This is a genomic window from Acidovorax sp. 35-64-16 (assembly GCF_002281195.1).
GTDB classification, from domain to species: domain Bacteria; phylum Pseudomonadota; class Gammaproteobacteria; order Burkholderiales; family Burkholderiaceae_C; genus Acidovorax; species Acidovorax defluvii.
On record NZ_NCFM01000001.1, the window covers coordinates 472,333 to 491,741 of the forward strand.

Annotated in this window: 17 protein-coding genes; 14 read left to right on the forward strand and 3 right to left on the reverse strand. The window is 64.2% G+C overall.

The genetic code is table 11. The features are described from left to right. Window positions 1-16 precede the first annotated feature (16 nt). Complete coding sequence (fur, locus tag B7Y64_RS02190) at window positions 17-433, reverse strand: ferric iron uptake transcriptional regulator (RefSeq protein WP_024813296.1); 417 nt, start codon at window positions 431-433, stop codon at window positions 17-19. A gap of 89 nt (window positions 434-522) precedes the next feature. On the opposite strand from fur, the gene B7Y64_RS02195 reads away from it, so the two are divergent. From B7Y64_RS02195 to lptE, 6 genes are all read left to right on the forward strand, one after another. Beyond that, the gene (locus B7Y64_RS02195; protein WP_291324980.1) at window positions 523-1,086 is read left to right on the forward strand and encodes an outer membrane protein assembly factor BamE; all 564 of its coding nucleotides are present in this window, start codon (window positions 523-525) and stop codon (window positions 1,084-1,086) included. A 63-nt stretch (window positions 1,087-1,149) separates the two neighbouring features. Continuing rightward, a complete protein-coding gene (dapB, locus tag B7Y64_RS02200) occupies window positions 1,150-1,989 on the forward strand; it encodes a 4-hydroxy-tetrahydrodipicolinate reductase (RefSeq protein ID WP_024813294.1) in 840 nt (279 codons plus the stop codon). A gap of 18 nt (window positions 1,990-2,007) precedes the next feature. Further along, complete coding sequence (locus B7Y64_RS02205) at window positions 2,008-2,691, forward strand: MotA/TolQ/ExbB proton channel family protein (RefSeq protein ID WP_114656866.1); 684 nt, start codon at window positions 2,008-2,010, stop codon at window positions 2,689-2,691. 16 nt (window positions 2,692-2,707) lie between these two features. Then, on the forward strand, window positions 2,708-3,133 hold the full coding sequence (locus B7Y64_RS02210) for a biopolymer transporter ExbD (protein ID WP_114656867.1): 426 nt from the start codon (window positions 2,708-2,710) through the stop codon (window positions 3,131-3,133). A 127-nt stretch (window positions 3,134-3,260) separates the two neighbouring features. After that, a complete protein-coding gene (gene leuS / locus B7Y64_RS02215; protein WP_291324979.1) occupies window positions 3,261-5,954 on the forward strand; it encodes a leucine--tRNA ligase in 2,694 nt (897 codons plus the stop codon). A 5-nt stretch (window positions 5,955-5,959) separates the two neighbouring features. Beyond that, a complete protein-coding gene (gene lptE / locus B7Y64_RS02220) occupies window positions 5,960-6,457 on the forward strand; it encodes an LPS assembly lipoprotein LptE (RefSeq protein WP_024813290.1) in 498 nt (165 codons plus the stop codon). 22 nt (window positions 6,458-6,479) lie between these two features. Here the strand turns inward: lptE and rocF are convergent, their stop codons facing one another. Continuing rightward, window positions 6,480-7,439, reverse strand: coding sequence for an arginase (gene rocF / locus B7Y64_RS02225; RefSeq protein WP_291324978.1), 960 nt, complete (start codon window positions 7,437-7,439; stop codon window positions 6,480-6,482). Between the two features lie 244 nt (window positions 7,440-7,683). Here rocF and holA point away from each other — a divergent pair, with 244 nt between their 5' ends. Then, the gene (gene holA, locus B7Y64_RS02230) at window positions 7,684-8,748 is read left to right on the forward strand and encodes a DNA polymerase III subunit delta (protein ID WP_291324977.1); all 1,065 of its coding nucleotides are present in this window, start codon (window positions 7,684-7,686) and stop codon (window positions 8,746-8,748) included. A 38-nt stretch (window positions 8,749-8,786) separates the two neighbouring features. Here holA and B7Y64_RS02235 read toward each other — a convergent pair whose 3' ends face one another. Further along, window positions 8,787-8,993, reverse strand: a complete 207-nt coding sequence (locus B7Y64_RS02235) for a dodecin family protein (RefSeq protein WP_024813287.1) — start codon at window positions 8,991-8,993, stop codon at window positions 8,787-8,789. 170 nt (window positions 8,994-9,163) lie between these two features. Between B7Y64_RS02235 and B7Y64_RS02240 the strand changes: the two genes are divergently transcribed. The 7 genes from B7Y64_RS02240 to gshB all read left to right on the forward strand — a co-directional run bounded on the left by B7Y64_RS02240 (window position 9,164) and on the right by gshB (window position 19,239). Continuing rightward, window positions 9,164-10,444 carry a glutamate-5-semialdehyde dehydrogenase gene (locus B7Y64_RS02240; RefSeq protein WP_291324975.1) on the forward strand — a complete coding sequence of 427 codons (1,281 nt, stop codon included), beginning with the start codon at window positions 9,164-9,166 and terminating at the stop codon, window positions 10,442-10,444. A gap of 60 nt (window positions 10,445-10,504) precedes the next feature. Continuing rightward, window positions 10,505-11,959, forward strand: a complete 1,455-nt coding sequence (gene trkA / locus B7Y64_RS02245) for a Trk system potassium transporter TrkA (RefSeq protein ID WP_291324974.1) — start codon at window positions 10,505-10,507, stop codon at window positions 11,957-11,959. 21 nt (window positions 11,960-11,980) lie between these two features. Continuing rightward, on the forward strand, window positions 11,981-13,447 hold the full coding sequence (locus B7Y64_RS02250; RefSeq protein WP_291324973.1) for a potassium transporter TrkG: 1,467 nt from the start codon (window positions 11,981-11,983) through the stop codon (window positions 13,445-13,447). A gap of 92 nt (window positions 13,448-13,539) precedes the next feature. Continuing rightward, window positions 13,540-14,835, forward strand: coding sequence for a glutamate--cysteine ligase (gene gshA, locus B7Y64_RS02255; protein ID WP_291324972.1), 1,296 nt, complete (start codon window positions 13,540-13,542; stop codon window positions 14,833-14,835). A gap of 162 nt (window positions 14,836-14,997) precedes the next feature. Then, window positions 14,998-16,866 carry a potassium transporter Kup gene (locus B7Y64_RS02260; protein ID WP_291324970.1) on the forward strand — a complete coding sequence of 623 codons (1,869 nt, stop codon included), beginning with the start codon at window positions 14,998-15,000 and terminating at the stop codon, window positions 16,864-16,866. A gap of 135 nt (window positions 16,867-17,001) precedes the next feature. Continuing rightward, window positions 17,002-18,189: a benzoate/H(+) symporter BenE family transporter gene (locus B7Y64_RS02265; protein WP_291328266.1), complete on the forward strand. Its 1,188-nt coding sequence runs from the start codon at window positions 17,002-17,004 to the stop codon at window positions 18,187-18,189. 96 nt (window positions 18,190-18,285) lie between these two features. Beyond that, window positions 18,286-19,239 carry a glutathione synthase gene (gene gshB, locus B7Y64_RS02270; protein ID WP_291328268.1) on the forward strand — a complete coding sequence of 318 codons (954 nt, stop codon included), beginning with the start codon at window positions 18,286-18,288 and terminating at the stop codon, window positions 19,237-19,239. Window positions 19,240-19,409: the final 170 nt, after the last annotated feature.

Consider the following 19,409-nt stretch of genomic DNA (forward strand, 5'->3'; position numbering starts at 1 on the left):
CCTCAGGGGGGGGGCTTCATTTGGCGGCGCAGTGGGCGCACTGGCCATACAGGGCCATCGTGTGGTCCTGCACCACCCAGCCCTTGGCCTTGGCAATGATCTGCTGGCGCTTTTCGATCTCGGGGTCGTAGAACTCTTCCACCTTGCCGCACGACGTGCACACGAAATGGTCGTGGTGTTGGCCTTCGTCGAGTTCGTAAACCGCCTTGCCGCTTTCGAAGTTGCTGCGGATCAGAATGCCCGCCTGCTCGAACTGCGTGAGCACGCGATAGACCGTGGCCAGCCCTATGTCCGAGCGTTCTTCCAGCAGGACGCGAAAGACATCTTCGGCCGTCATGTGGCGCTGTGCGCCCTTCTGGAAAATCTCCAGAATCTTCAGGCGCGGCAAGGTTGCTTTGAGGCCTGTGCTTTTGAGTTCGTCGATATTCGTCATGACCCTGTCTTTCGTGCGTCGGCGGGCTCGACCAGGCCCGCAGGACCAGCCGCTACAATGGATCGATCATAGCCTTACGACTCTTTTCCATGCCCGCCAAAGCCCATCGCAGTGCCCGTCTGGGCGTGACATTGTTCATCGGTGCCTGCCTCACTGCCGTGGCCGGCTGCAGCAGCCTGGACAGTGCCAGCAATCGCCTGGCCAGCGTGGTGACGCCTTACCGACTCGATGTGGTGCAGGGCAATTTCGTGTCGCGCGAGCAGGTCGAAGCGCTTGCGCCGGGCATGAGCCGCCAGCAGGTGCGCGACATTCTCGGCACGCCCCTGGTCACCAGCCTGTTCCACGCAGAGCGCTGGGAATACGTGTTCACCATCAAACGCCCCGATGAAGACATCCAGACGCGCAAACTCACCGTGTTCTTCCAGGGAGACCTGCTGCAGCGTTTCGAGGGCGACCCCATGCCCTCCGAAACCGAGTTTGTGGCTACTCTCGGGTCGCGCTCCACCAAGGGCAAGGTGCCCGTGCTGGAAGCCACCGATGCCCAGTTGGCGCGTTTCCCGGCACCCGAGCGCGCGGCCAGGACACCGGCGGCGGTGCCTGCCCAGCCGGTTACCACCACCTCTTACCCTCCGCTCGAAGCGCCTGCGCGCTAAGGCCTGCGATTGGGGGTGCCGGCACCCGGCATGGCCCTCCGCATTCATAGAAACAGGAACGACATGACAGGCAACTCTTTGCCCTCCCAACCCGCCTCCAGAGTCCTGCGCGTCGCGGTGGCTGGGGCATCTGGCCGCATGGGCCGCATGCTGATCGAAGCCCTGCGCGCCAGCGACGACATGGTGCTGGCTGGTGCGCTGGATGTTGCGGCCAGCCCCGCCATCGGCTCGGACGCCACGGCTTTTTTGGGCCACGCAAGTGGCGTGGCCATCACGGCAGACCTGCGCACGGGCCTGAAAGATGCTGATGTGCTGATTGATTTCACCCGCCCCGAAGGCACGCTGGCCCATCTGGCCCTGTGCTGCGAGCTGGGCGTGAAAGCCGTCATCGGCACCACGGGGTTCACTGAACCGCAGAAGGCCGAGATTGCGGCCTGCGCCCAGCGCACGGCGATCGTGATGGCGCCCAACATGAGCGTGGGCGTCAACGTCACGCTCAAGCTGCTGCAGATGGCCGCCAAGGCCATGGCCACTGGCTACGACATCGAGATCATCGAAGCCCACCACCGCCACAAGGTCGATGCGCCCTCCGGCACCGCACTGAAGATGGGAGAAGTGATTGCCGATGCGCTGGGGCGTGACCTCAAGGACTGCGCCGTGTATGCGCGTGAAGGCGTCACGGGGGAACGCGATCCGTCGAGCATCGGCTTTGCCACTATCCGAGGTGGCGACATCGTGGGCGACCACACCGTGCTGTTTGCCGGCATTGGCGAGCGCATCGAGATTACGCACAAATCGTCCAGCCGCGCCACCTATGCCCAGGGCAGCCTGCGCGCCGTGCGCTTTCTCGCAGACCGCAAGACCGGCATGTTCGACATGTTCGACGTGCTGGGTCTGAACTAGCGCCCCCGGCGAGCCGCCATGGACGCACTTCACTGGTGGCGCCAAGGGGATGCCGTGACGCAGGGCACGGCCCTGCTGCTGCTCGCCATGTCAGTGGCCAGCTGGGTGGTGATTTTGTGGAAGGCGCGCGTCATGCGCCGGGCCTTGGCCGACGTGGCGCGGTGCACAGCGGCTTTCTGGCAGGCGCCATCGCTGGACGTTGCGGTGCAGCGTTTGCAGTCTTTTGATCGCGAGGCGCTTGTTCTGTCTATGGTTGTTGCTACAAAATCAATAGCGACACGTCCTGATTCAGCTGAGCAGGCCACGCTGGCGACTTCCGGCAGCCTGTCGCAGCAACTCACCCGCGTGCTGCGGGACGCCCTGCACGGCGCGCTGGGCAGGCTGCAATGGGGCCAGGTGCTTCTGGCAACAGTCGGGTCCACCGCCCCTTTCGTTGGCTTGCTCGGCACAGTCTGGGGCATCTACCACGCCCTCAGCGCCATGGCGGGAGCCGGGCAGATCACCATCGACCGCGTGGCCGGTCCCGTGGGCGAGGCCCTGGTGATGACGGCTGCGGGTCTGGCGGTGGCCATTCCGGCGGTGCTGGCTTACAACGTGTTCGGGCGCTTCATTGGCCGCATCGAGGCTGACCTGGAAGGTTTTGCGCGCGACCTGCGCGAACTCCTTGTCGACACCGCGCCCCCCAAGGTCGTGTCGGCATGACGGAGCGCGTGGAAACATGAGTTTCGGCCGGCTGGAGCGCACCCCCGGGCCGCAGCCCATGAGCGACATCAACATGACGCCGCTGGTGGATGTGATGCTGGTGCTGGTGGTCATCTTCATTCTCACGGCGCCATTGATGGCCAGTTCGATCCGGCTGGATCTGCCGCGCACCGAGGGTGCCACGCCGGGCGCCGCACCGCAGTCCATCACGCTGGTGGTGGATGCGACGGGCCAGGCCTTTCTGGAGGACCAGCCGCTTTCGCAGGCAGCCCTGGCCGAGCGGCTGCAGCGCATCGGTGCGGCCCGTCCCGATACGGAAGTGCAGTTGCGTGCCGATGCCGCCGTGCCATACGGCCGCGTGGTCGAAGTCATGGGTGCGGCCCACAGCGCCGGGCTCCAGCGCATCGGGTTTGTTGCCGAACAGCCCGCTGCGGCGCGCTGAGCCCCTGACGGCAAGCCCAGACCCCGCACCGGGTGCGGCGCACGGCCGGGCGCGTTCCCCGTGACCGCCTAAAATCTGGCAAAGCAGCAGCCCAGCGGCTGCATTCCTCTCATCCAGCAGAGCTCCCATGCAAGAAAAATACTCCCACCAAGACGTCGAGCGCGCCGCGCACGACCACTGGACCGCCACCGACGCCTACCGCGTGACGGAAGACACGAGCAAGAAAAAGTTCTACGCCTGCTCGATGCTGCCTTACCCCAGCGGCAAGTTGCACATGGGCCATGTGCGCAACTACACCATCAACGACATGCTCACGCGCCAGCTGCGCATGAACGGCTACAACGTGCTCATGCCCATGGGCTGGGACGCTTTCGGCCTGCCTGCCGAGAATGCCGCCCTGAAGAACGGAGTGCCACCGGCGAAGTGGACCTACGAAAACATCGCCTACATGAAAAAGCAGATGCAGGCGATGGGACTGGCCATCGACTGGAGCCGCGAGGTCGCCACCTGCGACCCCGAGTACTACAAGTGGAACCAGTGGCTGTTCCTGAAGATGCTGGAAAAGGGCATCGCCTACCGCAAGACCCAGGTGGTGAACTGGGACCCGGTGGACCAGACCGTGCTGGCCAACGAGCAAGTGATCGACGGCAAGGGCTGGCGCACGGGCGCCACCGTGGAAAAGCGCGAGATTCCGGGCTACTACCTCAAGATCACCGACTACGCCGAAGAGCTGCTCGACTTTGTGACCGGTGACAAGCTGCCCGGTTGGCCCGAGCGTGTGAAGCTGATGCAGGAGAACTGGATTGGCAAATCGGAGGGCGTGCGTTTTGCCTTCACACACGAGATTGCAGGGGATGACGGTGCGCTGATTGGCGACGGCAAGATGTACGTGTTCACCACGCGCGCCGACACCATCATGGGCGTGACCTTCTGCGCCGTGGCGCCCGAGCACCCGCTGGCCGCGCACGCTGCCAAGACCAACCCCACGCTCAAGGCCTTCATTGAAGAATGCAAGAGCGGCGGCACCACCGAAGCCGAGCTGGCCACGCAAGAGAAGAAGGGCGTGCCCACGGGCCTGTTCGTCGCGCACCCGCTCACGGGCCTGCCGGTGGAGGTGTGGGTGGGCAACTACGTGCTCATCGGCTATGGCGACGGCGCCGTGATGGGCGTGCCCGCCCACGACGAGCGCGACTTTGCGTTTGCCCTCAAATACGGCATCGAGATCAAGCAGGTGGTGCTGGTGGATGGCGAGCACTTCGACTACCACCAGTGGCATGACTGGTACGCTGACAAACAGCGCGGCGTCACCATCAACTCTGACAACTTCAGCGGCCTCTCTTACAAGGACGCCGTGGCCGCCGTGGCCCATGCGCTGGCGCAAAAAGGCCTGGGCGAACTCAAAACCACCTGGCGCCTGCGCGACTGGGGCGTGAGCCGCCAGCGCTACTGGGGCACGCCGATCCCAATCATTCACTGCGACGAACACGGCGCCGTGCCGGTGCCCGAAAAAGACCTGCCCGTGGTGCTGCCTGCCGACTGCGTGCCCGATGGCTCGGGCAACCCGCTGCATAAGCACGAGGGCTTTCATGCCGGCGTGACCTGCCCCGTGTGCGGCAAGGCCGCCCGCCGCGAGACCGACACCATGGACACCTTCGTGGACAGTTCGTGGTACTTCATGCGGTATTGCGACCCGAAGAATGCCGACGCCATGGTTGCCGAGGGCGCCGATTACTGGATGCCGATGGACCAGTACATCGGCGGTATTGAGCACGCCATCCTGCACCTTCTGTACGCGCGCTTCTGGACCAAGGTCATGCGCGACCTGGGCCTCGTGAAAGTGGACGAGCCCTTCACCAAGCTGCTCACACAGGGCATGGTGCTCAACCACATCTACAGCCGCCGCACCGCCAAGGGTGGCAAGGACTATTTCTGGCCGCACGATGTGGAGCATGTGCTGGGCGATGACGGCAAGATCATCGGTGCCAAGCTCAAGAACGAAGCCACCAGTGGTGACGGCCTGCTGCCTGTGGGCACGCCCATCGACTACGAGGGCGTGGGCACCATGTCCAAGTCCAAGAACAACGGTGTCGATCCGCAGGACCTGATCGAGAAGTACGGCGCCGACACCGCCCGCCTGTACACCATGTTCACCGCCCCGCCCGAAGCCACGCTGGAGTGGAACGACGCGGCCGTGGAAGGCAGCTACCGGTTCCTGCGCCGCGTGTGGAACTTTGGCGTCAAACTTTCTGCTATGGATATGGGAGCTGCTACCGCAAGCGTGGCAAGCGCCAGCAGCCTGAAAGACGTTGAATTTGGCAAGGAAGCCAAGACACTGCGCCTGGAGATCCACACCGTGCTCAAGCAGGTGGACTACGACTACCAGCGCATGCAGTACAACACGGTGGTCTCGGGCGCGATGAAGATGATCAACGCGCTCGAAGACTTCAAGGCGCTGGAGTGCGCGGGCGCCCAGGTGGCACTGATCGAAGGCTTTGGCATTTTGCTGCGCTGCCTGTACCCCGCCACGCCGCATGTGGCGCACAGCCTGTGGTCGCAACTGGGTTACGCCGGGCACCTGGGCGATCTGCTCGATGCCCCCTGGCCTCAGGTCGACCCCGATGCGCTGGTGCAGGACGAGATCGAGCTCATGCTGCAGGTCAACGGCAAGCTGCGCGGCTCCATCCATGTGCCCGCCCAGGCCGACAAGGCCGAGATCGAGCGCATCGCGCTGGCCAGCGAGGCCTTCATTGCCCAGGCCGCTGGCGCAGCACCCAAGCGGGTGATCGTGGTGCCCGGCCGCCTGGTGAACGTGGTGGTCTGACCATGATGAACAAGCGCACGCTGCTCTCCCTTGCCCCTGTGGCCCTGCTGACCGCCTGCGGTTTTCGCCTGCGGGGGGTGCCCGAATTTTCCTTTGCATCGTTGTATGTGGCGGCCCCCCAAGGCTCGCCACTGGCGCGGGAGCTGACGCGTACACTGGAGGGATCGGGCAGCAAGCTGCAGGTGCTGCGCGACCCGGCCGCGCTGCCAACGGCACAGGCCGTGCTCGATCTGCTGTCGGAGCAGCACGAACGCGCGGTGGTGGGCCTCAACGCCTCGGGGCAGGTGCGTGAACTGGAGCTGCGCCTGCGTGTGCGTTTCAAGCTGCGCACGCCGGCAGGCGATGAGCTGATTCCCGACACCGAGCTGCTCCAGCAGCGCGAGATCAGCTACAACGAAGCCATCGCCCTGGCCAAGGAGGCGGAAGAGGCCCTGCTGTTTCGCAACATGCAGACCGACATCGTGCAGCAGTTGCTGCGCCGGCTGGCGGTGGCCAGGCGCTGAGGCCGCTGCAGCGGCCTGGTCTTCAGGCAGGCACCCGCATCAGCGTGCTTTTGCCAAAGAGCGATTCCACCAGGTCCACGGCCAGCAGCGCGGTCTGGTTGCGCACATCGAGCGCCGGATTGAGTTCCACCACGTCGAGCGAGGCCAGCCGTCCGCTGTCGGCAATCATCTCCATGCACAGCTGCGCTTCGCGGTAGGTGGGGCCACCGGGCACCGTGGTGCCCACGCCGGGCGCAATGTCGGGGTCCAGAAAATCGACATCGAAGCTCACATGCAGGTGCGTTTCGTCGTCCAGCCCCGCCAGCGCCTGCTGCATGGTCTGGCGCATGCCCACTTCGTCGATGAAACGCATGTCGAACACCTCCAGCCCCTGTTCGTGCACAAAGCGCTTTTCGCCCGCGTCCACGCTGCGAATGCCGATCTGCCGAATCTGATCTGCCTGCAATGCCGGCCCCCCGCCGGGCATGCGGGCCAGCCCCGTCAGCTCTTTTGGGCCAAAGCCGCACAGGCAGGCCACTGGCATGCCATGCACATTGCCGCTGGGCGTGAGCGCGCTGGTGTTGAAGTCGGCGTGGGCATCGAGCCACAGCACGCGCAGTTTTTTGCCCGCCTCCACACAATGGCGCGCCACCGCGCTGATGCTGCCCAGGCCCAGGCTGTGGTCGCCGCCCAGCAAGATGGGCAGGTGGCCCTGCTGCAATTGGGCCAACACCGCATCGAACACGCGCTGGTTCCACTGCACCACCTCCGGCAGGTGGCGGTAGCCGTGCACAGGTGGCAGCCAGGGGTTGGCTGGGCCGCTCAGGTTGCCCAGGTCGCACACCTGCAGGCCCCGGCTTTCCAGGGCCTGCTGCAGCCCCGCCACGCGCAGCGCCTCGGGGCCCATGGAGGCGCCGCGTGCGCCGGCACCGATGTCGGTGGGCGCGCCAATCAGGCGGACTGAGCGGGTGGGTGCAGCGGGATGGGCGGTGGTGGTGTTCATGCGGTGGGGGTCTGGCAAGGCAAAGGGTGCGGCCGCCGGGCGGTGCGGCATTCTCTTGCGCCACGGCTGCAACGAAAAGGCGGGCAACGCCGTGATCTTAGTGCGCCAACCATCTGCCCCCCGCCCATGTGCTCAATCTGAGCAGCACATGGCGCCCGTGAGAGAGGGCTGGTGCAGGAGCCCTCGACAGGCGCCAAGCTCCGCGGCCCCCAGGCGCGCTGCCCCGGGGCGATAAACTTTGCCCATGCAAGTCGCCCTGGCCCAACTTTCCCAACATCTTCAACGTGGCCTGTCGGCGCTGTACGTGCTGCACGGCGACGAGCCGCTGCTGCAGCAGGAGGCGGCCGATGCGATTCGCACCACGGCCCGCGCCCAGGGCTATGCCGAGCGCAGCTCGTACACCGTGGCGGGCGCCCACTTCGACTGGAGCGCGGTGCTGGCCGCAGGCGGCAGTTTGAGCCTGTTTGCCGACAAGCAGATCGTCGAAATCCGCATCCCCTCGGGCAAGCCAGGCAAAGAAGGCAGCGTGGCACTGCAGCAGTTGGCTGAATCGGCGCGGGGCAACGACAGCACGCTCACGCTGGTGATGCTGCCGCGCCTGGATAAAGCCACGCGCACCGGCGCATGGTTTGCGGCGCTCGAATCCTGCGGCACCTCGATCCAGATCGACCCCATCGAGCGCGGCGCACTGCCGCAGTGGATTGCCCAGCGCCTGGCCGCACAGGGCCAGCGCGTGGCAGCGGGCGAGGAGGGGCAGCGCACCTTGCAGTTTTTTGCCGACCGGGTGGAGGGCAACTTGCTGGCCGCCCACCAGGAGATCCAGAAGCTGGCACTGCTGCACCCGGCGGGCGAACTGTCGCTGGCCCAGGTGGAGGCCGCCGTGCTCAACGTGGCACGTTACGACGTGTTCAAGCTGTCCGAGGCGGTGCTGGCCGGGCAAATGGCACGCGTGCAGCGCATGCTCGACGGCCTGCAGGCCGAGGGCGAAGCAGAGGTGCTGGTGCACTGGGCGCTGTCCGAAGATATTCGGGCGCTCAAGCGGGTGAAAGACGCCATGAATGCGGGGCGCCCGCTGCCCATGGCTTTGCGCGAAAACCGCGTGTGGGGGGCCAAGGAGCGACTGTTCGAACGCATCCTGCCCAAGGCCAGCGACGCCGCACTGGCCCAGCTGCTGCAATCGGCCCACACGGTGGATGGCATCGTCAAGGGCCTGAAAGTGCCCGACTGGCCCACCAATGGCTGGCAGGCCCTGCAGCGGCTGGCGCTGCAGTTGGGTCGCGTCTGCGCGGGCCTGCCCCGGCGCGGATAAGGCGCGCCCAGGGGCTGCTTTTGCGCAGCGCGGGCAGATTATTTGTCGTCGAGGACGAAGGTGACCTGCATGTTCACCCGGTAACTGACGATGCGGCCGCCCTCGATGGACACCTTCTGTTCCTTGATCCATGCGCCGCGCACGTTGGCGATGGTGTCGCAGGCGCGGGCAATGCCCTGGTTGATGGCATCTTCAAAGCTGGTGGTGCTGGAAGCACTGACTTCAATGACTTTTGCGACGCTCATGGCGGTCTCCGGTAGGTGGGGAAGCGCTCATGCTAGGAGGGGTGCTAGCACGCCGGTGTCGGACAAACGCGCCTGCTGCCGTAGTCGGCGGGTCGGTTTGGCGCTCTCCGTGGCAAGGGCAGCAGGGCGCTGGGGATTCGGCAGGGGCGCATCTGCGGCAAAATCGCGCCATGAATGCCCTCAACGTCACCGAATACACCCACACCCTCGGTTTACAGGCAAAAACGGCCTCAGCCCTTATGGCGCGTGCGCCAGCAGCTATTAAAAACAAAGCACTCAAGGCGCTTGCCCGGCTGCTGCGTGAAAGCACGGCCGCCCTGCAGATCGACAACGCCCGCGATCTGGAGCGCGCCCGCGCCGCCGGCCTGGCCGAGCCCATGGTGGATCGCCTGCAGCTCAGCCCCAAGGTGCTGGAAACCTGCGCCCAGGGCTGCGAGCAGCTGGCCGCCATGCCCGACGTCATTGGCGAAATCATGGGCATGAAGCAGCAACCCAGCGGTATTCGCGTGGGCCAGATGCGCGTGCCCATCGGCGTGTTCGGCATGATCTACGAGAGCCGGCCCAATGTGACCATCGAGGCCGCCAGCCTCAGCATCAAGAGCGGCAACGCCTGCATCCTGCGCGGCGGCTCCGAGGCGATCGAATCGAACAAGGCACTGGCCAGGCTGGTGCAGCAAGCGCTGGCCGAGGCCGGTCTGCCGCAAGATGCGGTGCAACTGGTGCAGACCACCGACCGCGAGGCCGTGGGCCAGCTCATTGCCATGCCGCAGTATGTGGATGTGATCATTCCGCGCGGCGGCAAGGGCCTCATCGAGCGCATCAGCCGCGATGCCAAGGTGCCCGTCATCAAGCACCTCGATGGCAACTGCCACACCTATGTGGACGACCCCTGCGACATCGCCATGGCGGTGAAGGTGGCCGACAACGCCAAGACCAGCAAATACAGCCCCTGCAACGCGAGCGAAGGCCTGCTGGTGGCGCGCGGTGTGGCGGCACAGTTCTTGCCCAGGATTGGCGCGGTGTATGCCGCCAAGGGCGTGGAGATGCGCGGCTGCCCCGAGTCGCTGGCGATTCTGCAATCGGTGGCGGGTGCCAAGCTGGTGCCTGCGACTGAGCAGGATTGGTCCGAGGAATACCTGGCCCCCATCATCAGCGTGAAGGTGGTGGCAGATGTGGACGAGGCCATCGCCCACATCAACCGTTATTCCAGCCACCACACCGACGCCATCCTCACCACCAACCACCTGCACGCCCAGCGCTTTTTGCGCGAGGTGGACTCGGCCAGCGTGATGGTGAACGCCAGCACGCGGTTTGCCGATGGTTTCGAGTTTGGCCTGGGGGCAGAAATCGGCATCAGCACCGACAAGTTCCACGCCCGCGGGCCTGTAGGGCTTGAAGGACTCACCTCGCTCAAGTACGTGGTGCTGGGCGAAGGCGAGGTTCGGGTCTGATTCGCTCCTGTATTCATAGCTGGTAGCGCTTGATAGTATTGCTCTGAAGGCCAATACCACATGAAAATCATCATCCTCGGAGCGGGCCGCGTGGGCCAAAGCGTGGCCGACAGCCTGGTGTCGGAGCGCAACGACATCACCGTCATCGACACCGACGCTGAACGCCTGCGCGATCTGGAGTCGCGGTTCGATTTGCGCGGCGTGGTCGGCAACGGTATCGAGCCGGCCGTTCTGGCCGAGGCGGGCGCGCAAGACACCGACCTGCTGATCGCCTGTGCCGCGCAGGACGAAACCAACCTGGTGTGCTGCAAGGTGGCGCAGCTGATGTTCAACATCCCCAAGCGCATTGCCCGCGTGCGCTCCACCGGGTTTCAGCGCGATGAACGTCTGGTAGGCCCCGAGGGCTTTGCGGTGGACCGCATCATCTGCCCCGAGGAATCCCTCACCCACTACATCGGCAAGCTCATCGACTACCCCGAGGCCATGCAGGTGCGTGAGTTTGCGGGCGGCCGGGCCTGCCTGGTGTCGGTGCGGGCGCGGGCTGGCGCGCCCATGGTGGGCCACACCGTGGCCGAGATGCGCAACAGCACGCCCGATGTGGCGGTGCGCCTGGTGGCGATTTACCGCCGTTTTCCGGAAGAGCCCGACCGCTTTGTGGCCTGCGCTGGCGAAACCCGCATCGAGCCCGGTGACGAGGTTTTTGTGCTGGCCGCGCGCGAGCACATCGCCCATGTGCTGGCCACCTTGCACCGCCGCGACGCCACACCGGTGCGGCCGGTGCGCCGCATCATGATCGCCGGAGGTGGCCGCGTGGGCCTGCACCTGGCGCTGGAACTGGGCAAGGAGCCGGGGCGCTTTCTTGTGAAGATCATCGAGGACGACAGCGCGCGCTGCATCGAGCTGGCCTCGCGCCTGCCGTCGGATGTGCTGGTGCTGCAGGGTGATACCACGGACGAAAACCTGCTCGGGGACGAGAGCATCGACGAGATCGATCTTTTTCTGGCCCTCACCGACGACGACGAGGACAACATCATGTCCTGCCTGCTGGCCAAGCGCCTGGGCGCGCGCCGCGTGCTGGCGCTCATCAACCGCCGCAGCTATGCCGACCTGATGCATGGCACGCAGATCGACATTGCCCTGTCGCCTGCACAGGCCATGCTGGGCGAGTTGCTGGCTTACGTGCGCCAGGGTGACGTGCAGGCCGTGCACAGCTTGCGCCGTGGCGTGGCCGAGGCGCTGGAGATCGTGGTGCGCGGGGACCGTAAAACGTCGCGCGTGGTGGGCCGCAAGGTCAGCGATCTGGCCCTGCCGCGCGATGTGCACATTGGCCTGATCGTGCGGGGCCTGCCCGATTCGCCCGACGTGTCGGCCGATGAGTTGCGCGAGCCGCAGGTGATCATTCCACGCAGCGCCACGGCGCTGGAGAGCGGCGACCATGTGGTGTTTTTCCTGCCGCACAAGCGGCTGGTGCGCGATGTGGAAAAGCTCTTCCGCGTGAGCCCCACCTTCTTCTGACACGAAACCCGCAAGAACACCATGGTGGACATGTTTCCCGTCCTGCGTGTGCTGGGCATCCTCGTCATGATCTTTTCGCTGTCCATGGGGCTGCCGCTGGCGGTATCTCTGTGGACCGGAGACGGGGTGTGGCATGTCTACCCGCTGGCCATGGCAGGCACGCTGGCGGCGGGCGCCTGGCTCTGGTGGCGCCTGCGCCTGTTCCGGCAAGAACTGCAGCCGCGCCATGGCGTGATGCTGGTGTCGCTGGTGTGGATGCTGCTGCCGCTGTTCTCCACCGTGCCATTGATGCTGGCGGCGCACCACATCGGGCGGCCCATGTCGTTCACGCATGCCTACTTTGAGGCCGTGTCGGGCCTTACCACCACGGGCTCCACAGTGCTGGTGGGCCTGGATACGCTGCCTGTCTCGGTGAACGTGTGGCGCACCTTTTTGCAGTGGATGGGTGGCATGGGCATTCTGATTCTGGCGGTGGCCGTGCTGCCACTGCTCGGGGTGGGCGGCAGCCAGCTGTTCAAGGCCGAGGCGGCGGGGCCACTGAAGGACACCAAGCTCACGCCGCGCATGACCGGCACCGCCAAAGGGCTGTGGGGCGTGTATGCCCTGTTTTCCACGTTGTGCGGCGTGGCCTACTGGGCGGCTGGGATGGCGCCGCTTGATGCGCTGATGCACATGTTCTCCACCGTGAGCCTGGGCGGGCTGTCGTCGCATGACCAGAGCTTCGGGTATTTTCAGTCGCCCTTGCTGGAAGCCATCTGCATCGTCTTCATGCTGGTGGCCAGTTGCAACTTTGCACTGTATTTCGTGGCCATTCGCAAGGGCCACTGGCATGGTTTCTGGCACGACCCGGAGCTGCGCGCCACCTTGTTCACCCTGGTGGGTGGGGGGCTGCTGGTGGCCGTGCTGCTGTGGGTGAAGGGCGTGTATGCGCCACTCGATGCCCTGCGCCACGGCATGTTCAACCTGGTGTCGCTGGCCTCCACCACGGGCTATGCCACGGTGGACTACCTGGCCTGGCCGGTGTTTGCGCCGGTGTTCATGCTGCTGCTGTCGGGTGTGGCCACCAGTGCGGGGTCGACGGGCTGCGGCATCAAGATGGTGCGCATGCTGATCTTGCTCAAGCAGGCGCGCCGGGAGATGAACCGCTTGGTGCACCCGCGCGCCGTGCAGCCGGTGCGGCTGGGCGATGCGGTGGTAGACAACCGCGTGATCTTCTCGGTGCTGGCCTTCATGCTGGTGTATGGCGCCACCATCTTCGGGCTGAGCATGGTGTTGCTGCTGACCGATCTGGACCCGGTGACGGCGTTCTCGGCGGTGCTCGCCAGTGTCAACTGCGCCGGGCCTGGCCTGGGTGCGGTGGGCCCCTCCTCCAATTTTGCGGTCCTGACCGATTTTCAGATATGGGTGTGCACGCTGGCCATGCTGCTGGGGCGACTTGAAATCTTGAGCTTCATGGCCTTGCTCACCCCGGCATTCTGGCGACGCTAGCGGGCGGATGGCTGCCCACGCCGCTGCCTTGCGAATCCCGGGCCCGATCCCAAATCCCTACAATCCATCGCAATCGCTTCCAGAGGGCATCTATGGTTCCGCATCTCATCACGGCCCTCACGGGGCCTATCAACGAACTCGAACAGCGCATTCTCGACTCGATGCCCGCCATCGAACGCTGGTTCCGGCTGGAATGGATGGAGCACACGCCGCCGTTCTACACCTCGGTCGATATTCGCAACGCGGGCTTCAAGCTGGCGCCGGTGGACACCAACCTGTTCCCCGGTGGCTGGAACAATCTCACCAAAGAGATGCTGCCGCTGGCCGTGCAGGCCGCCATGGCCGCCATCGAGAAGATCTGCCCCGAGGCGCGCAACCTGCTGATCATTCCCGAGAACCACACGCGCAACACGTTTTATCTGGCCAACGTGGTGCAGTTGCAGCGCATCTTCAACATGGCGGGTCTGAATGTGCGGGTGGGCTCCATCAGTCCCGAGATCAAAAAATCCACCCTGATCGAGTTGCCTAACGGCGATTCGGTCATGCTCGAACCCGTGATCCGCACCAAGGGGCGGCTGGGGCTCAAGGATTTTGACCCCTGCACCATCCTGCTCAACAACGACCTGTCTGCGGGCGCGCCCGGCATTCTGGAAGACATCCACGAGCAACACCTGCTGCCGCCGCTGCATGCCGGCTGGAGCGTGCGTCGCAAGAGCACGCATTTCAAGAACTATGAAGAGGTGGCCAAGCGCTTCGGCAAGATGCTGGGCATCGCCCCTTGGCTGATCAACCCGATGTTCAGCCAGTGTGGCGACGTGGATTTTGCCGAAGACAAGGGCATGGACGCCTTGCAAACTTCAGTGGACGCGCTGCTGGGCAAGGTGCGGCGCAAGTACAAGGAATATGGCATCCACGAAAAGCCCTTCGTGATCGTCAAGGCCAACAACGGCACCTACGGCATGGGCATCATGACCGTGCGCGACGCCAAGGAGCTCGATGCCCTGAACCGCAAGACCAAGAACAAGATGGCCGTCATCAAGGACGGCCAGCCGGTCAGCGATGTGATCATCCAGGAGGGGGTGCTCACGCAGGAGCGCGTGCACGAGGCCGTGGCCGAGCCCGTGGTCTACATGATGGACCGCTATGTGGTGGGCGGCTTTTACCGCATGCATGCCGAGCGCGGCGTGGATGAAAACCTCAATGCCCCCGGTGCCAGCTTTGTGCCGCTGGCGTTCGAGCACAGCACCCACCTGCCCCAGCCAGGCGTGCGCCCTGGCGTGAGTGCGCCGAACCGCTTTTACATGTATGGCGTGGTGGCGCGCCTGGCCATGCTGGCCGCCAGCTACGAGCTGGAAGCCACCAACCCCGACGCAGAGATCTACGACTGACCGGTTTGATTCTCCTGCCACGCCCTGAGCACCGAGGCCAGAGGGTAGTTGCTGCACTGCAACAGGCTCTCTGGCGCAACGGCGCGAACCAGGGGGCAGGGGCACAATAGCGTTCCCAAAAGTTACGGAACCCTGTCTTGCCCAGTGCAGCGGGGGGTGTCAGTGCAAAGCTCCAAATCATCGCTCGCAGCGCTCACGCTGGGCGCCATCGGTGTTGTCTATGGCGATATCGGCACCAGCGTGCTGTACGCGGTCAAGGAGGTGTTTGGCTCGGGCCACGTGCCGTTCACGCCAGACAATATCTACGGCATCCTGTCCATTTTCTTCTGGACCCTCACGGTCATCGTCTCCCTCAAATACGTGGTGCTGGTACTGCGCGCCGACAACAATGGCGAGGGCGGGCTCATTGCCATGCTGGCGCTGGCCTCGCAGGCGGTGAAAGACAAGCCCCGGCTGCGCAAGGTGCTGCTGGCGGTGGGCATTTTCGGCACCTCGCTGTTTTATGGCGACGGCGTCATTACCCCGGCCATCTCGGTGCTGTCCGCGGTGGAGGGGCTGGAGGTGGTTTCGCCCCATTTCAAGCAGTACGTGATTCCGCTCACGCTGGTGGTGCTGTTTTGCCTGTTTGCCGTGCAAAAGCGGGGCACCAGCGGCATTGGCAAGTTCTTCGGCCCGGTCACGCTCATCTGGTTTTTGACGATTGCCGTGCTGGGCGTTTCGCACATCGTCACCCACCCTGAAATCCTCTGGGCCATGAGCCCGCACCACGCGGTGGGGTTCATGTGGGCCCATCCGGGCATCAGCTTCATCATCCTGGGCGCCGTGGTGCTGTGCGTCACCGGGGCCGAGGCGCTGTATGCCGACCTGGGGCATTTTGGCAAACGCCCCATTCGTCTGGCCTGGTTTGGTGTGGCCATGCCGGCGCTCACGCTCAATTATTTTGGCCAGGGAGCGCTGCTGCTGGCCGAACCCGAGGCGGTGAAGAATCCATTTTTCATGATGGCACCCGATTGGGCCCTGGTGCCGCTGGTGGTCATGGCGACGCTGGCCACGGTCATTGCGTCGCAGGCGCTCATCACGGGCGCCTTCAGCGTCACCAAGCAGGTCATCCAGCTCGGTTATCTGCCGCGCCTGAACATCCTGCACACCAGCGTGCGGGACACGGGGCAGATCTACATTCCGCTGGTCAACTGGGGGCTGTTCGTGGCCATTGTGCTGGCGGTGGTGATGTTCCGCTCGTCCAGCAACTTGGCAGCGGCTTACGGTATCGCCGTCACGCTGGACATGCTGATCACCACCATCTTGACGTTCTTTGTCATCCGCTTTGGCTGGGGCTATCCGCTGGCGCTGTGTGTTGCGGCCACTGGCTTTTTCTTTGTGGTGGACCTGGCTTTCTTCGCATCCAATCTGCTCAAGTTGTTCCAGGGTGGCTGGTTCCCGCTCATGATTGGCGGGGGCGTGTTCATGCTGATGATGACCTGGAAGCAAGGGCGCAGCCTGCTCAATGACAAGCTGCGGGCCGATGCCATCGACCTCAAGGATTTCCTGGAGTCGGTGTTCTTGAGCCCGCCCACGCGCGTGGATGGTACGGCCGTGTTTCTGACGGCCGAGCCGGGAGCCGTGCCCAACGCACTGCTGCACAATCTGAAGCACAACAAGGTGCTGCACCGCCAGAACCTGTTCGTCACCGTCCGCAACCATGAGGTGCCCTGGATCGGACGGGACAAGCGCCTGCAGGTGGAGCCCCTGGGCCACGATTGCTGGCAGGTGGTGGTGCAATACGGCTTCAAGGACGATCCCGACATCCCCAGTGCCTTGCACCAGTTGCGGGTGCAGGGCTGTGATGTGGAACCCATGACCACCAGTTACTTCCTTTCGCGGGACACCATCATCCCCACCATCGGCAGCGGCATGGCGCCCTGGCGCGAAAAGCTGTTTGCCCAGATGCACCACAACGCCAGTGGCGCCGCCGATTTCCTGCACCTGCCCAGCAACGCCGTGGTCGAGCTGGGTTCCAAGATCGAAATTTAATCTATTTATAGTGTTTTAGGCCTCTAGCCCTTATGGATTAAGCGCCATAAGCTATTAAAATTATAGTAAATTGGCTCGCGCAGGGGGCGTGTCAGGCAGACAGGCCTGGCCGGATGCGGTGCCAGAATGCCCCACATGCAATTCTTCAAAGACTTGAGCCTGTCGGCCTTTACGGCCGGCTTTGTCGCGGTGCTGGTGGGCTTCACGAGTTCCGTGGCCATTGTTTTCCAGGCGGCGCAAGCCTTTCAGGCCACACCGGCGCAAATCACCTCTTGGATGTGGGCTCTCGGGCTGGGCATGGGGCTGTGTTCCCTGGTGCCATCGTTGTTGCTGCGCAAGCCGGTGATGGTGGCCTGGTCCACACCGGGGGCCGCCGTGCTGGCGAGCGCCGGGCTGTCCGGGGGCTTCAGCATGGCCGAGGCCGTGGGCGCCTTCATGGTGTGCGCTGTGCTGATCACGCTGGCGGGCGTCACGCGCTGGTTCGAGCGGGTCATGAACCGCATTCCCACGGAGATTGCCGCTGCGCTGCTGGCGGGGGTGCTGGCGCGCTTTGGCATGCAGGCCTTTGCGGCGGCAGAAACTGCGCTGCCCCTGGTCTTGCTGATGCTGGGGGCTTATCTGGTGGCACGCCGGTTGATCCCGCGCTATGCCGTGGTCATCACGCTGGCGCTGGCGATAGCATTTGTCGCGCTGCGTGGGGAGATGTCCTGGTCGGCCATTCGCTTCGAGTTGGCCATGCCCGTGTTTACGGCGCCGCAGTTCACCTGGTCTGCAGCCATCAGCCTAGCGCTTCCCCTGTTTGTCGTCACCATGGCTTCGCAAAACCTGCCGGGCGTGGCGGTGATCCGCGCCACGGGGTATGACCTGCCGGTCTCCCGTCTCATCACCATGACCGGGCTCGCGACGTTGGTGCTCGCACCTTTTGGTGGCTATGCGCTGAATTTCAGCGCCATCACCGCCGCCATCTGCATGGGCCCGGAAGCCCACCCGGACCGCGACAAACGCTACACGGCGGCGGTGTCCTGCGGTTTGCTGTATGTGGTGATCGGTATTTTTGGCGCGGTCGTCACCGGCCTGCTGACAGCGTTCCCCAAAGAACTGGTGGTGGCCATTGCAGGCCTTGCGCTGCTGGGCACCATCGGCAGTGGCCTGGCCGCCGCGCTGCGCGACGAGCCGCACCGCGAGGCGGCACTGATCACTTTCCTGGTCACCCTGAGCGGCGTGGTGGTGGCGGGCGTGGGATCTGCCTTCTGGGGCGTGGTCGCCGGCAGCCTTGCGCTATTTGTGCAACAGTACAGGCGTTCCCACGTCGGCAGTGTCTGACTTGGATCCGATGCATCGAATACGGCAATGCCCCCCAAGGCGGCCACCTGTTCGCCCTGTCGACCTACTCGGCGCGGCCCTTTTTCCTGAGAAACCATGAAACTACTGTTCATCACCGATCCGCTGGAAAGCTTCAAGATCTACAAAGACACCACCTTTGCCATGATGCGCGAAGCACAGCGGCGAGGCCACACAGTGGCGGTCTGCCTGCCGCAGGATCTGGTCTGGCAGCGCGGCAGCCAAGTGACTGCACGGGTGCGGGACATTGTCCTCACGGGTGATTCCACCAACTGGTTTCAGGCGCAGCCCCTGCGCAGTGCAGCGCTCACGGCGTTCGATGCCGTGCTCATGCGCAAAGACCCGCCCTTCGACAGCGAATATTTTTATGCCACCCACTTGCTTGAACAGGCCGAACGGGAGGGTGCCCGCGTCTTCAACAAGCCGCGCGCCCTGCGCGATCACCCGGAAAAGCTGGCGATCATGGAATTTTCGCAGTTCATCGGTCCCACGCTGGTGACGCGTGATCCGCGCGACATCCAGCGTTTCCATGCCGAACACGGGGACATCATCCTCAAACCGCTCGATGGCATGGGCGGCATGGGCATTTTCCGGGTTGGCCCAGACGGCCTCAATCTCGGCAGCATCACGGAGACCCTCAATCGTCATGGGGCCCAAAGCGTGATGGTTCAGAAATTCCTTCCCGAGATCACAGAGGGCGACAAGCGCGTCCTCGTCATCGGCGGCAAGCCCGTGCCTTTCTGTCTGGCGCGAATCCCACAAGGCAGTGAAGTCCGGGGCAATCTTGCGGCCGGGGGCAAGGGGGTGGCGCGCCCGCTGTCTGCGCGCGACTGGGAGATCGCCGAAGCGCTGGGCCCCGTCTTGCACAGCCGTGGGTTGCTGCTGGCAGGGGTGGACGTCATCGGAGATTGCGTTACCGAGATCAATGTCACCAGCCCCACCTGTTTCCAGGAGATCTATGACCAGACCGGCTGCAACGTGGCCTTCCTGTTCGTGGACGCACTGGAGGAGGCGGTGGCAGCGCGCGCTTGAAGTTCTGTACAACCCGTCTTGAATGCCATCAAATTTCCATGCTATAGTCACAGGCTTCGCTGTTCAGAGGCGTCCCTGTTGGGAAGATCTGGGTGGTGGAGAAGAAGGTTTGCAAAAAGGTGTGATTTTGGGTTTGATTGGGTAAAAACCCGGTATATAATTCAAGGCTG